The sequence below is a fragment of the Acinetobacter baumannii genome, assembly GCF_009759685.1.
Classification (GTDB): Bacteria; Pseudomonadota; Gammaproteobacteria; order Pseudomonadales; family Moraxellaceae; genus Acinetobacter; species Acinetobacter baumannii.
The window spans coordinates 3,040,206-3,053,939 of sequence record NZ_CP046654.1 but is presented as its reverse complement, the minus strand read 5'-3'; the positions used below and the strand labels follow the sequence as shown (position 1 = coordinate 3,053,939).

Here is a 13,734-nt window from a genome sequence, read left to right as displayed (position 1 = left end):
TCACTTCCTCATGATTCAAATAATAAAAATTTAGTACGACAAAATATTTAAGAAAGCTTTCGCTCGTTCTGTTTTCGGCTGTTCAAAAAATTCTTCTGGTGAAGCCTGTTCAATAATCTTGCCCTTATCCATAAAAATAATGCGGTCGGCAACCTTGCGTGCAAAGGACATCTCATGTGTCACAATCAACATGGTCATTCCTTCATTCGCCAATTTCAGTACTACATCGAGCACTTCCCTAACCATTTCCGGATCAAGCGCAGCGGTAATTTCATCAAGTAAAATCACTTGAGGTTGCATGACCAGTGAACGGACAATGGCTATACGCTGTTTTTGTCCACCAGAAAGTTGTCGTGGATAATCAAGTTTCCGCTCAAACAATCCCACTCGCTTTAGCAACTCATCTGCTACTTGTTCTGCTTCATCGCGATGGCGTTTTTGTACTTTGAGTGGTCCAAGCAAAATGTTGTCAATGACGTTCATATGCCCAAATAGCTCATAGTTCTGAAAAACCATGCCAATTTTTTGACGAGCATTAGTCCAGTCCATATCTTTACCGAGCACACCTGAGCCAGTTAAACGAATCTCGCCACCCTGAATCGGTTCTAAGCCGTTAATACAGCGCAATAAGGTACTTTTACCGCAGCCCGATGGGCCTAAAATAACAACCACCTCTCCTTGTTCTACATCCAGATCAATGCCCTGTAAAATATGACTTTGTGCAAATGATTTCTGTAATTGTTGTATCGATAACAAAGGCATAATTACCCCCAGACCTTTTCTAAATGTGCTGCCAAACGAGATAAGGGATAGCAAATCAGAAAATACAAAATAAAAATAAAGCCATAAATCCAAAGAGAAGCGCTCGGCACGGTCAACAGCGAATTTTCAATAATTTGCTGGCCAACTTTAATGACCTCAACCACACCAATCAGGACTGCCAAAGAGCTGGTTTTCACCATTCGAGTAAACAAATTAATCGCGCCTGGTGTTACTCGTTTTAGACTTTGCGGAAAAATGACATAGATCAAAGCTTGAACATGAGTTAGTCCAAGAGCATAGGCCGAATCGCGTTGATGCTGATCAATTGAAGTAATGGCTGCACGAACCAAATCGCCCATTTCTGCCGTACCCCATAAAACAAACACAACAACACACACCCACATTGCTGAAAACTGCCAGTTAAACCATGTCGCAAAGCCGAAATAAAACACGAACAGCAAAACTAAAATTGGAATGATTCGAATGGCTTCTAGATACAGGCGGCACAGCGATTTAACGACTATGTTTTTAGAAGTCATAATGACGCCGAAAACTGTGCCAAAAATTGCAGAAAAAAACACCGAAATAAAAGCAATTTTTGCCGTTGCCCAAAGTCCCCACATTAAACGTTCGAGGTGACTCGCTTGAAATAGATAATCAAGTTCCATGGCTCACCTTCCGACTTTTGTGCTCCAGATAACTGGTTAAAATAGACACGGGCAATAAAATAATCAGATAAGCCATGATGAGTAAAAACAAAGCTTCCGTAGTTTTATAGTCCATGCCAATTAAGTCTTTGGTGACAAAAAGCAGCTCAACGACAGCAATGGCACTCACCACAGAACTTTCTTTAATTAGAAATAGGCAATTTGCCCCTATTGCCGGAATTGAAATGGCAAGCGCTTGAGGGAAAATGACATATCTAAAAATTTGAGTCGGTTGTAGACCAATACTTTTTGCTGAGTCAATCTGCCCTTTGGCCACCGACTGCAAACCTGCTCGGAATGCTTCGGCCATATAGCTTCCGCCTAAAAAAGTCAATCCGATCACACCGCAAGTGAAACCATCGATTTTGATACCGAGCTTTGGCAAACCGTAATACAAAAAGAACAGTTGAATTAATAAAGGGGTATTTCGAGATAACTCAATATAGAACTGGGCAATTCTATTTAGCACCCGCACGCGATATGTGATTAAAATGCTGCAAATTAGCCCTACAATAATCGCCAAAATAATGCTGATAATTGAAATTTTCAGCGTGGTCAAAGTTGCAGAGAAAAATTGCGGCAACACACTATGGATATACTGCCAGTTCAAGGAAAATTCCAACAAATAATATTAAAACGTTATAAATATTTAGCTTTCGTCAGCCATTAAATATTTGTGTAACAAGTTTATTTTTTTCCCAATTGGTCTAAAACTATTTTTATTAGATAAGCTTTTCTATAAGTTTGATAAATTCGATTTGGCAATCGAAAACCTTCAAATCAGTTGAATACAACTGCTTAAAACATATTCACTAAAACAAAGATAAATAATAAAGCCAATAAAAATCGGACACCAAGGCCCGATTTTTATTAAATGATTTTTAAGCTATTGCTTATTTTCTAAGTACATCACCAATACTTGGGTCTTTATCAAAAACCGATTTAGCATATGGGCAAAGCGGAATTACTTTTACGTCTTTTTCACGAACAAAAGCCACCAAAGCATCAAGTAATTGGCGACCTACGCCTTGTCCACGATAATTTTCGTTTACATCTGTGGCATCAATAATTAGCATGCTTTCGCCTGCCCATGTATAAGTCATTTCGCCTGCAACGGTTTCACCATCAAGTAAGCTAAAGCTGCCGTGTTTTGTATCATCTTTTTGTTGAATATTCACAATGAATTCCTCATATTACAAATCGTATTTATTTAAAAATGACTTTATATATCTTTATCTATAAGAACAAATTTAACTGTAAAAAAATAGCCTATTTTTAGCATTGAGTCTGTATGCTTTTTAAATACAATCTTCACTTAAATTAGTGAAACTCTTGCACCAAGCTATTAATATGCGCCACCGCAGCAGTTCGGTTTTCAACACAAAGTTTTTCAAAAACATGCTCTAGATGCTTATTCACCGTCCGTGGACTCAGCTCCAAAATTTCTGCAATATCCTTATTGGTTTTCCCTAACAACAACCAGTGCATGACTTCTGCCTCACGTTGAGTCAACTGTGGGCAATATTTCAAAATATCATTCATTTCCAAGGCAGGTGTAGATGTCTTGATCTGGATGAGATAATTTTTTGCCACACTTGGCTCGGTCTCCCACGGTGTAAGTAATAAAAGCTGTAATTGCTGAGATGGTGTTGAATAAGAACAGCTGGTTAATTTTTTGGGGTCTTTTTCATGCTCTAAGTCTGAAAACCAAGCTTTTAAGCCTGCTTCAAAACCTTCTAATTCAGGTAAATATTGATTTAGTAGATCACTAGCCTTTTGAGTTTTCCAAACAATTTTACCGTGAACATCTAGCGCAAGAATGGCTGTTTCCGTTGCATCAATCACCTGTTTTTGTTGTTGCAATAGTTTGGCATGTGCCAAATGTGTTTTTACTCTTGCTAATACTTCTTCAATATTCAGTGGCTTGGTTACATAGTCCACCCCTCCGACCTGAAAACCACGCACAATATGCTCTGTTTCAGACAAGCCTGTCATAAAAATGACGGGAATAAACTGCGTAATTGGACTTGCTTTAAGCTGTATGCAACTTTCAAAACCATCCATATGTGGCATATTGCCATCAAGCAAAATCATATCTGGTAAGCATCGGTGGGCAATTTCAATAGCACTCAACCCATCAGTTGTGACAAGCACGCGATAACCTGCCTGATCCAGACTTTCATGTAGCAAGCCCAGATTTTCCGGCACATCATCCACAATCAGAATAACAGCCTGCTCATTTGGCGAAGCTTGCTGAAAAGAAACATGTTGCGTACTCATTGCTTATCCTGAATTAACCGTTGGGCGTGTTTTAAATCAAACTTTTGAATAGCCTGTTCAAGCTGTTCCCATAACTCATTATGCTCTGGAAAATTTTGACGACATTGCGTTAAAGTCTGTTGAATTCCTCGAATGTAACCCTGCCCAATCAAATCATTTAATTGTTGCAAGCTTTGCGGCAAATCGAGCAAATCGAGCAAATCATTATTTTCTGGTTGCTGGATTGGCGTATGAACAGTAGCTTGCTCTTGCTTAAACACTTTTACATCCAATGCTTGAACTTCATTATTTTCAAGGTTTACATCTGATTTGGAATCGATCCATATCAAACCTAACTTGTCCCCAATTTTACTGAGCAACAAATTGAGGTCGATTGGTTTTAACATAAAGTCTTCACTTAAGACTGCATCTTGTGGATTGACTTCGCGCTCGCCTGCATTCGCTGAAATAATTAAGATCGGCACATTGGTAATATTATTCTGACGTAATAATCGTGCTGTTTCCCACCCGCCCATCAAAGGCATATTTAAATCCATCAAAATCAGATTAGGTTGGAAAATAGGTACTCGTCTTAAACAGTCAATGCCTGACTCGGCTTCTTCAATTATAAACCCTAATGGTTTGAGAAAATTAGCAACTAAACCTCGGTCCACCGCTTCATTATCGACAACCAAAATTCGTTTTCGCTCGCCTTGATAACCCGTGATCTGGTTGGAATAAACATTAGAAATTGGATGAACTACTTCTTTTGAAGGTAAGTAAAACTTAATCTTAAATTGTGAACCCTGATTGAGCTGACTAGTCACAGATAGCTGGCCACCAAGTAAATCAATCAATAATTTTACAATTGGAAGTCCGAGCCCTGTTCCGGTAAATCCGCCTTGCACTACATTGCTGCCCCGTTCAAACGGATTAAAGATTCGCTCTAAATCTGCCTCGGCAATACCACAGCCCGTATCTCTAATTTCAAAATAAGCCGTTTGGAAACGGTACTCGACTTTCAAAGTAATTGTGCCGCTCGTTGTAAACTTTAAAGCATTGCCCAGCAAATTGATGAGCACTTGCTCTAAGCGTTTTTTGTCGGTACGAACATAGTGCGGTAAGTTCTCTCCAATTTCATAAACAAACTGTAAATTCTTCTGTTCAAACTGTGGCTGAAACATTTGAATAATCTGTTCAATAAAATTCGGGAAATGGACATCCACTACATTTAAAGAAATTTTACCTGTTTCGATTCGTGCTAAATCTAGTAAACCGTCAATCAGTGAAGTCAGATGTTGACCACTGCGGCTAATCACACCGAGCGCCATTTTTCCTTGTTCAGAGAGTTGCTCTTGTTTTTGAAGTAATTGGCTATAACCCAAAATACTATTTAGAGGTGTCCGTAGTTCGTGGCTAATGCCAATGACATAACGGCTTTTTGCATCATTGGCCCGTTCTGCTGCTGTTCTGGCATCTTGTAAGTCTTTTGAAGTGGCTTCATGGGCAGCAATTTCATCAATCAATAATGCTGTTTGTTGATGTGTCTCAATTTCAGCATTACGACGACTTTCATCGTTTAACACTAACCACCACGCAGCAACACTCATCAATAGAAATAAAATGGTGTAGATTTTTACAAACAGCGTAAATAACTGCGGAACGGCTGCCGCATTAATGGTTTCTAAATAGGTTTTTTCTTGGATATAAACCAGACTTAAACTCACTGCCAGAACAATAGACAGCCCTAAAGTCAGCAATAAATACAAACTGACCCTGCTGTTTAAACGGCTAGCCCAACGTTCTGGTAAATAGTGCCAAATGGCTTTTTTGAGTTGTACCGACCAACGCGCATCGGGTTTACATAAATCGTGACAGCGGGCTTCAAGTGAACAGCATAGAGAACAAATCGTACCGTTATAGGCTGGGCAACCCGCCAAATCGGCAAGTTCATAGTCCCGTTCACACACAACACAATTTGCAACCGAAGTCGCTTGAATTTTTTCAGGCTGGCGTGCAATGTAATATTTGCCTTTGGTTAAGTAAGCAATGACAGGAACACATAACACAGCACTTCCTAAAGCAATGAAACTCGCTAAGCCTTTCGCCATGAGTCCCAAAAAGCCCAAATAACTCAGCATCGATAGCACTGAAGCAATCAGTAAAGCACCCACACCTACAGGGTTAATGTCGTATAAATAAGCACGACGAAATTCAATTCCTTTCGGACTTAGACCTAAAGGCTTACAGATAATTAAATCGGCAACGACGGCACCAATCCATGCCAAAGCGATATTGCTATATAGTCCCAAAATACGTTCAACCGCATGGCTAATTCCCATTTCCATCAAAACAATGGCAATAAAAACGTTAAAAAGAAGCCAGACAATCCGCCCCGGATGGCTATGAGTCAAGCGGGCAAAAAAGTTTGACCATGCCAATGAGCCAGCATAAGCGTTGGTCATATTAATTTTAATTTGCGCCAAGCAAACCAGTGCTAAAGTCAGGATTAAAGCAAGCTGAGGGTTTGGAATAAACTGTTGGTAGGCGACCCAATACAAATAAGTCGGATTGTCTAGTTCAGAGACAGGAATAAACAGCTGAAAAGCCAACACCATCAGCAGCATGCCCATTAAAACTTTTAGAAATCCAAAAATAATCCAAGATGGGCCACCTAAAAAAACGGCAAAACGCCATGCGGTTCTGTTCTTTTCTTTTTGCGGTAAAAAACGTAAATAGTCGGCTTGCTCACCAATTTGGATCACAAATGAAAAAATAAGAGTGCACGCCGCACCAAAGTAATACAGATTAAAATCGGTCGAGTTTGAAACCGCTCCAACAAAATGCAAGCTATTACTTAAAATTTGTGGCTGTTTCCAAAGTACAAAAAACCATGGTAATAACAGCAATAAGAGCCAGATTGGCTGAGTGATGGTCTGAACTTTATTAATAAAACCAATGCCTTTGACCACTAAAGGCAAAATCACTAAGGCAGAAATTAAGTAACCAATAACTTGCGGAATGCCTAAGGCAAGCTCAAGTGCCATCGCCATAATGGCGGCTTCAAACGCAAGCAGAATAAAGGTAAAGCTGGCATAAATCAGAGACGTAATGGTCGAGCCAATGTAGCCGAAACCTGCACCACGAGTAAGCAAATCGACGTCTACATTATATTTTGCGGCGTAATAACTAATCGGCCAACTGGTTAAAAATATGATGGTACATACGACAATTGCTGCCCATACTGCATTGCTAAAGCCATACTGCCAAAGCATGGTTGCCCCAATTGCTTCCATAGCCAAAAAGCTGACTGTCGAAATTGCAGTATTAGTCACCGTCCAAGGTGACCACTTACGGACTGAGGTCGGTGCATATCGAAGCGCATAATCTTCAATACTTTCATCTGCCACCCAAATATTATATTCACGGCGTGTTTTGATCACACGTTGTGGCGCTTGTTGGGGGCGTGAAGAATCTGGCATAACACTCATGTTTGGCATATGGCTGCATTAAACCCAGCAATCCTTATGCCAAAAGTCATTTATCATGGCGATTTTTTCTAATACGCACATATACGCAAAATAACGTATTTTCAATTTTTCCCAAAAATCACACACTCAAAACCATCAAAAAGCAATGATCAATATTTGTGTTGATTGACCGAAAATGATTGGGAGATTGATGTTATGAGTGTATCTGAACATCCAAATCTGGACACTGTGCAAGGTACAGATTCACAAAAAGCAGTGAATGAAACCTTAGAAGATTATACTTTACGTTATGCTCCACACAGCTTTCGGCGCTGGAGTCCCAAAGTTGTTGCTATTACTGCACTTGGTGGTATTGCCTATCTTGCTGACTTTTCTATTGGCGCCAGTATTGGTATGTCTTACGGAACAACCAATGCTGTTTTCTCCATTTTATTTGCAGCAATTATTATCTTCTTAACCGGCATTCCTTTAGCCTACTACGCAGCGCGCTATAACATCGACCTTGACTTGATTACCCGCGGTGCAGGTTTTGGTTATATCGGTTCGGTCCTAACCAGTATCATTTTCGCCAGTTTCACCTTTATTTTCTTTGCCCTTGAAGGTTCAATCATGGCGCAAGGGTTATTACTCGGTTTAGGCATTCCGCTATGGGCTGGTTATCTCATCTCAACCATTATGGTCATTCCACTCGTCATTTATGGCATGAAAGCCTTAAGTAAATTACAAGTCTGGACTACCCCACTTTGGCTCGTTCTAATGATTGGTCCTGTGGCCTATCTGATTTACCAAGAACCTACCTTGGTTAGCCAGTTTGCAACGTTTACAGGTCATGAAGGTTTTGCACCTGCAGATATGGCAGCGATTATGCTTGGTGCGGGTATATGCTTATCTTTAATCATGCAAATCGGTGAGCAAATTGACTACCTACGCTTCATGCCTGCAAAAACAAAAGAAAATAGCAAAGCATGGTGGGCCGCGGTTATTTCAGCGGGTCCAGGCTGGGTAATTTTAGGAGCGATCAAACAAATTATTGGGGCATTTTTAGGTTTCTATTTACTTACTAAAATACCGGGCGTAAACAGCACTGAACCTGTTCAACAGTTTAATGCAGCGTTTCATGACATGCTTCCGGGTTGGGCTGCTTTAACACTCGCGGTTATTTTAGTGGTTATTTCTCAAATTAAAATTAATGTGACCAATGCTTACTCTGGTTCCCTTGCATGGACAAGTGCCTACACTCGTATTAGCAAACATTATCCGGGGCGTATTGTCTTTGTGATCGTAAACTTGGCAATTGCGCTTGCTTTGATGGAAGGCAACATGTTTGCGGTATTGGGTAAAATCTTAGGATTCTATTCAAACTTTGCGATTGCTTGGGTGGTGGTGGTTGCAACAGATATTTCGATCAACAAATATGTTTTAAAACTTTCACCAAAAGAACCGGAATACCGCCGTGACATGCTCTACAACGTAAACCCTGTTGGTATGGTTGCGTTCCTTGTATCAGCAGGCTTATCAATTGCAGCATTCTTCGGCTTACTGGGTAGTTTCCTAGCGCCTTACTCTCCAATTATTGCGCTTGTACTTGCCTTTGTATTAACACCAATCATGGGCCTACTAACCAAAGGAAAATACTACATCAAGTCACACGATGACGGCGTTAAAGAACCACGTTACGATGCTGAAGGTACACCAGTAGCAACTGTTTATCACTGCCGCGTATGTGAGCAAGGCTATGAGCGTCCAGATATTATGTTCTCTCACAAACATAACGGTACAATTTGTTCTTTGTGTAAAACACTCGATGCTTAGCCCCCTTTACCAATTAAAAAAAGAAGCTTTAAAGCTTCTTTTTTACATCTGATGATTTAGCCAATCGGAAATAAACGCTCAGGCACCACATCTTTCATCACAATGGTTGAGATGAGCCGTTGCACACTTGGAATAGCAGATAATTTTTCGTCATATAAACGCTGAAAAGCCGGTAAATCTTTAGCGACAACATGGAGTAAATAGTCAGGTTCACCAAACAAACGCTGCGCCTGAATAATTTGCGGAATCTCAATCACGGCATTTTCAAACTTCTCAACCGCCTGTTTATCGCCTTCTTTAAGCGTAATAAAAACAATTGCTGAAAACTCAAAACCGACTAAGTTTGGGTCGAGCTCTGCCCGATAGCCTTTGATAGCTCCCGACTCTTCTAAAGCCTTCACTCGTCTATGACAAGGTGAAATGCTCAAACCAACTTTTTCTGCCAACTCAGTGATAGATAATCGGCCATTTAATTGCAATTCAGCAAGAATCTTTTTATCTATGCGATCCATTTAGAAAAATTTACCCCAAATGTATGTGATATGAGCAAACATTTAAAAGCACATTCTAAATACATGAGCATATTATTTTCAACAAGCTCGAATAAATAGGGATTTTTTCTAAACCACGGGCGAAACCTTTGGAAAATAGTTTGCCGAGATAAGCATATGGCTTTTAACATTTTTATTGCATTTTGGAGTGTCTCCATTCTTTTTATTATTACGCCAGGGGCAGACTGGGCCTACGCCATTTCCGCAGGTATTAAGGGTAAAGTCGTCGTACCCGCTGTTGCAGGTATGCTATTTGGGCACTTTATTACGATTTTATTGGTAGCGGCTGGTGTTGGTATGCTTGTAGCAAATAACCCAACTGCTCTGATGATCCTTACTGTTGCGGGTTCTGCTTATTTATTATGGATGGGAATAAATTTATTACTCACCCCTCCAACTCCGAACGAGTCTGATTCTGAAAAGGCTCAGTCATGGTTAAGTTGGGCAACCAAAGGCGTTTACGTGAGTGGATTAAACCCGAAAGTTTTTTTGCTCTTTTTAGCCCTGCTTCCTCAATTTATTGACACGACTGCTTCATGGTCCGTAACTACACAGATTCTTGCCTTCGGTGTTGTGCACATGATTAGCTGCGCGATTATTTACTTAATGGTGGGTTATGGTTCAGAGGCTATTTTGAAAACCAGACCACAAGCAGCACAGTTAGTGGGCCGTTTTTCGGGCGGTTTGATGGTTGTTATCGCAACATGTTTATTGATTGGACAAATTTAAAAGTCATTTAGGAAAAAGTTACTGACTCACTTTTCGGGTCGGTAACTTAAATAATAAATATAAGAAAAATTTATCTCATTCGTTTGAGGTTATAGGTCACGACTCCCCAAATCACCAGTTCTTGCCCCTCTTCAATATAAATATTTTGATAATCAGGGTTTTCTGCTTTTAGCCACACTTTAGGGGGCTGAAATTGGGTATCAATCATTAAGCGCTTAACAGTGAAATCATTGTCGATAAGTGCAATCACAATATCGCCCGATTTAGCAGGAATACTACGGTCCACAATAAGCGGATCATCAATATCAATTCCGGCATCTAACATAGACAACGAATTGGCTTTGACAATAAAGGTGGCATTTTCATTTCTAATTAAATATTCATTTAAATCGAGTGCTTGCTCAATATCGTCTTGCGCTGGTGATGGGAAACCCGCAGCAACACGTTCTGTCGCCAAAGGAATATGGTAAATTTTATCGTTGTTCGGATGGACCTGCTGTATCTTTAGTTTTGAAGTGAAATCTGTCTGGTTATCGGTTTTGACATTATTCAGCAACCAATTTTTGATAAAGTTGACTTGAGATTCAGGAACACGAATCACTTTAGTGGGTTCATTGAACTGTGCTTTACGGCCGGCGTTTTCCCGTGCACCGCCATGCTCGAATTCTTTCTTCTTTGGCATATCGCCTCCATTTCACCGTTCAAATCCTACACAGACAATGTAACTTGAAAAAGTTACATTTTCAAGTTGACGAAATATTTTTTTTGCATAACAATAAATTTCATGATCAGATTTTAATCCATTTTGCTTTTAACAGGGATGTTAAAACGGAAATGGTAAGTTGAAGAGAATCAAAACCTATTGTGAAATAGTCCTTATTACTGACTGTTTTGATTTTTATCAATGAAATTCTGAACACTTAAATATGAGTTAGATTCAGTTTTTGGTATGGAGACATGCGAAATGAAAAATCAACGTGATGCAGTTTTAGGTTATGCAGATGAACAACATGCTTACTATATCCGTCTTATTGAAAATGATGCGGTATTAGGCGAAAGCTATGGAATTTTCTGTGAAAATCCGGAAAGTGAAGCAGCCGAAAGTATTATGACGACACTATTTTTAAAGAAATCATTTTGGTTAAATGGCTCAGAATTCACAGATATTGTAAAAGGCTTACATCCCCTTACCCATTCATAAGTTTAAAATAATAAAAATAAAGGAGGCATAATGCCTCCTTTATTCTCAAAAACTGTTTGCTTAAGACGTAAAGCGTCCATAAGCATCGCGTTTTTGATTACGAGAGTTCTGGCCACGACCATCTGAACGGCCACGGCGGTCATCATCGTCGTCATCGTCATCACGACGGCTGCGACCACGGCCTCGGCCACCTGAACGACCACGATCTTCATCTTCATCGTCATCATCATAACGACTGCGGCCACGGCCTCGACCACCTGAACGACCGCGATCATCATCTTCGTCATCATCATCACGACGGCTGCGACCACGGCCTCGGCCACCTGAACGGCCACGGTCATCATCTTCATCGTCGTCATCATAACGACTGCGACCACGGCCTCGGCCACCTGAACGGCCACGATCATCATCTTCGTCGTCATCGTCACGACGGCTGCGACCACGGCCTCGGCCACCTGAACGGCCACGATCATCATCTTCGTCGTCATCATAACGGCTGCGACCACGGCCTCGGCCACCTGAACGGCCACGATCATCATCTTCGTCGTCATCGTCACGACGGCTGCGACCACGACCTCGACCGCCCGAACGACCGCGATCATCATCTTCATCGTCGTCATCATAACGGCTGCGACCACGACCTCGGCCACCTGAGCGACCGCGATCATCATCTTCATCGTCATCATCACGGCGGCTGCGACCACGACCTCGACCGCCCGAACGACCGCGATCATCATCTTCATCGTCGTCATCACGACTGCGACCACGGCCTCGACCGCCCGAACGACCGCGATCATCATCTTCATCGTCGTCATCACGACTGCGACCACGGCCTCGACCGCCTGAGCGACCGCGATCATCATCTTCATCGTCGTCATCACGACTGCGGCCACGGCCTCGACCGCCTGAGCGACCGCGATCATCATCTTCGTCGTCATCATCATAACGACTGCGGCCACGGCCTCGACCGCTTGAACGGCCGCGGTCATCATCTTCGTCGTCATCATAACGGCTGCGACCACGACCATTACGATCATCGTTTTTATGACTTAAAGCACCAGCTTCACGAGCCTCTTCTGAGGTAAATTCATGTGCGTTACCACTGGCATGTGCAGCACGGCCAGCTTCACGAGCTTCTTCTGAAGTAAATTCATGCGCATTGCCACTGGCATGTGCAGCTCGCCCACCTTTACTGGCTATTTCTCTGACTCTTTCAGGATCCATACTTGCAAATCCACGATTTGAAGTACCTGAACTATTGTTATCATCTTCATATCTAGTATTAGCCATAGTTATATCTTCCTATATTAAAATTATAAGTCGCTACCGCTTTTATTGAACGGATAAATTTAAGATAAGAGATTTAAAATATTTTTATACCCATGCTATGTTTCAATCTTTTTAAATGTATATAATTTAAATTTCAAATAAAAACTCTAACATCATTATTTAAATGAAGATTTTCTTAGTTAAAATATTTATCAATTATTAGCTAATTTTACTTTTTAAATACTCACCATACTTATTATTACTCAAACCTACATAACAATATATTTTTACAAATGCATTTAAAAATTCAGGCTAAATAACACAAACTTTCATAACGTACAAATCAATAAAAAACAAAAACATCTTCACTATTGAAGAAACAAACCTAAAATATAATTAAAATTATTTAAAAACAATAACATAAACTATTACTTTTGCATAAAAACTTTACTTGAGTGATTAAAATCAAGATTTAAAATTAATATATAATATTTGTGAGAAAAGAATGATGCAACCTATTCATACACACTCAACGCTACAATATATTCATATTTCTGTACCTGAAATCTTACTCAGTAATATTCAAATAAAAAATTCTTGGCAAGATTATAACCAAGAATGGAGCTATAGATTAGACCCGCCTCACGCAAGCCATCCTTTTCAGAGAGACTTGTATATTATTAAATCAAAAAATATTGAAACGGAAGATATAAAAAAATTACTAGATAATACAGTTGTTAAAAACAGTAAAAATAAAGATGACTTAAAAAATATAGTCGAAGCGGAAACAGTAATAAAAGAAATTTTAGATTTATCTAATTATATACCTATAGAAAATTGGCTAAATGATACAGGTAATCGATCAATTGTTGAAAGTATGATTGATAAAAACAAGGTTAAGTTATTAGATATTATCTAACCTAACTTGATATGTTATATTTTTTTACATCCTT

General features: G+C 40.1%; 14 protein-coding genes. 5 read left to right on the top strand and 9 right to left on the bottom strand.

Annotated features, from left to right (window positions below):
• Nucleotides 1-30: 30 nt before the first annotated feature.
• From GO593_RS14605 to GO593_RS14595, 3 genes are read right to left on the bottom strand one after another with little or no spacing between them, the layout of a single operon-like run.
• A complete protein-coding gene (locus GO593_RS14605; protein ID WP_001130358.1) occupies nucleotides 31-762 on the bottom strand; it encodes an amino acid ABC transporter ATP-binding protein in 732 nt (243 codons plus the stop codon).
• A 2-nt stretch (nucleotides 763-764) separates the two neighbouring features.
• Nucleotides 765-1,430, bottom strand: a complete 666-nt coding sequence (locus GO593_RS14600) for an amino acid ABC transporter permease (RefSeq protein WP_000418073.1) — start codon at nucleotides 1,428-1,430, stop codon at nucleotides 765-767.
• Nucleotides 1,420-2,079: an amino acid ABC transporter permease gene (locus GO593_RS14595; RefSeq protein WP_001104473.1), complete on the bottom strand. Its 660-nt coding sequence runs from the start codon at nucleotides 2,077-2,079 to the stop codon at nucleotides 1,420-1,422. Before GO593_RS14595 ends, GO593_RS14600 begins: the two co-directional genes overlap by 11 nt.
• A 64-nt stretch (nucleotides 2,080-2,143) precedes the next feature.
• Between GO593_RS14595 and GO593_RS14590 the strand changes: the two genes are divergently transcribed.
• Entirely contained in the window at nucleotides 2,144-2,257 is a 114-nt protein-coding gene (locus GO593_RS14590) for a hypothetical protein (RefSeq protein WP_002017921.1), read from the top strand.
• A 105-nt stretch (nucleotides 2,258-2,362) separates the two neighbouring features.
• On the opposite strand, the gene GO593_RS14585 is transcribed toward GO593_RS14590, so the two are convergent.
• From GO593_RS14585 to GO593_RS14575, 3 genes are all read right to left on the bottom strand, one after another.
• Nucleotides 2,363-2,647 (bottom strand): GNAT family N-acetyltransferase, encoded by a 285-nt coding sequence (locus tag GO593_RS14585; RefSeq protein WP_001025680.1) that lies wholly within the window; start codon nucleotides 2,645-2,647, stop codon nucleotides 2,363-2,365.
• A gap of 142 nt (nucleotides 2,648-2,789) precedes the next feature.
• Nucleotides 2,790-3,749, bottom strand: coding sequence for a response regulator transcription factor (locus GO593_RS14580; protein WP_000107129.1), 960 nt, complete (start codon nucleotides 3,747-3,749; stop codon nucleotides 2,790-2,792).
• Nucleotides 3,746-7,219 carry a hybrid sensor histidine kinase/response regulator gene (locus GO593_RS14575; RefSeq protein ID WP_001983993.1) on the bottom strand — a complete coding sequence of 1,158 codons (3,474 nt, stop codon included), beginning with the start codon at nucleotides 7,217-7,219 and terminating at the stop codon, nucleotides 3,746-3,748. The genes GO593_RS14580 and GO593_RS14575 overlap by 4 nt, the downstream gene beginning before the upstream one ends.
• Nucleotides 7,220-7,414: 195 nt before the next feature.
• Here GO593_RS14575 and GO593_RS14570 point away from each other — a divergent pair, with 195 nt between their 5' ends.
• On the top strand, nucleotides 7,415-9,031 hold the full coding sequence (locus GO593_RS14570) for a purine-cytosine permease family protein (RefSeq protein WP_000116430.1): 1,617 nt from the start codon (nucleotides 7,415-7,417) through the stop codon (nucleotides 9,029-9,031).
• Between the two features lie 56 nt (nucleotides 9,032-9,087).
• Here GO593_RS14570 and GO593_RS14565 read toward each other — a convergent pair whose 3' ends face one another.
• Nucleotides 9,088-9,543 (bottom strand): Lrp/AsnC family transcriptional regulator, encoded by a 456-nt coding sequence (locus GO593_RS14565; RefSeq protein ID WP_000373858.1) that lies wholly within the window; start codon nucleotides 9,541-9,543, stop codon nucleotides 9,088-9,090.
• Between the two features lie 156 nt (nucleotides 9,544-9,699).
• Between GO593_RS14565 and GO593_RS14560 the strand changes: the two genes are divergently transcribed.
• Nucleotides 9,700-10,311, top strand: coding sequence for a LysE family translocator (locus GO593_RS14560; protein WP_000885238.1), 612 nt, complete (start codon nucleotides 9,700-9,702; stop codon nucleotides 10,309-10,311).
• A 70-nt stretch (nucleotides 10,312-10,381) separates the two neighbouring features.
• On the opposite strand, the gene GO593_RS14555 is transcribed toward GO593_RS14560, so the two are convergent.
• Complete coding sequence (locus tag GO593_RS14555) at nucleotides 10,382-10,993, bottom strand: LexA family protein (protein WP_001124839.1); 612 nt, start codon at nucleotides 10,991-10,993, stop codon at nucleotides 10,382-10,384.
• A gap of 282 nt (nucleotides 10,994-11,275) precedes the next feature.
• On the opposite strand from GO593_RS14555, the gene GO593_RS14550 reads away from it, so the two are divergent.
• Nucleotides 11,276-11,512, top strand: coding sequence for a hypothetical protein (locus tag GO593_RS14550; protein ID WP_000795915.1), 237 nt, complete (start codon nucleotides 11,276-11,278; stop codon nucleotides 11,510-11,512).
• Nucleotides 11,513-11,572: 60 nt separating this feature from the next.
• Here the strand turns inward: GO593_RS14550 and GO593_RS19330 are convergent, their stop codons facing one another.
• Complete coding sequence (locus GO593_RS19330) at nucleotides 11,573-12,802, bottom strand: KGG domain-containing protein (protein ID WP_085762531.1); 1,230 nt, start codon at nucleotides 12,800-12,802, stop codon at nucleotides 11,573-11,575.
• 484 nt (nucleotides 12,803-13,286) lie between these two features.
• Between GO593_RS19330 and GO593_RS14540 the strand changes: the two genes are divergently transcribed.
• Nucleotides 13,287-13,700, top strand: coding sequence for a DUF6367 family protein (locus GO593_RS14540; RefSeq protein ID WP_000983539.1), 414 nt, complete (start codon nucleotides 13,287-13,289; stop codon nucleotides 13,698-13,700).
• Nucleotides 13,701-13,734: the final 34 nt, after the last annotated feature.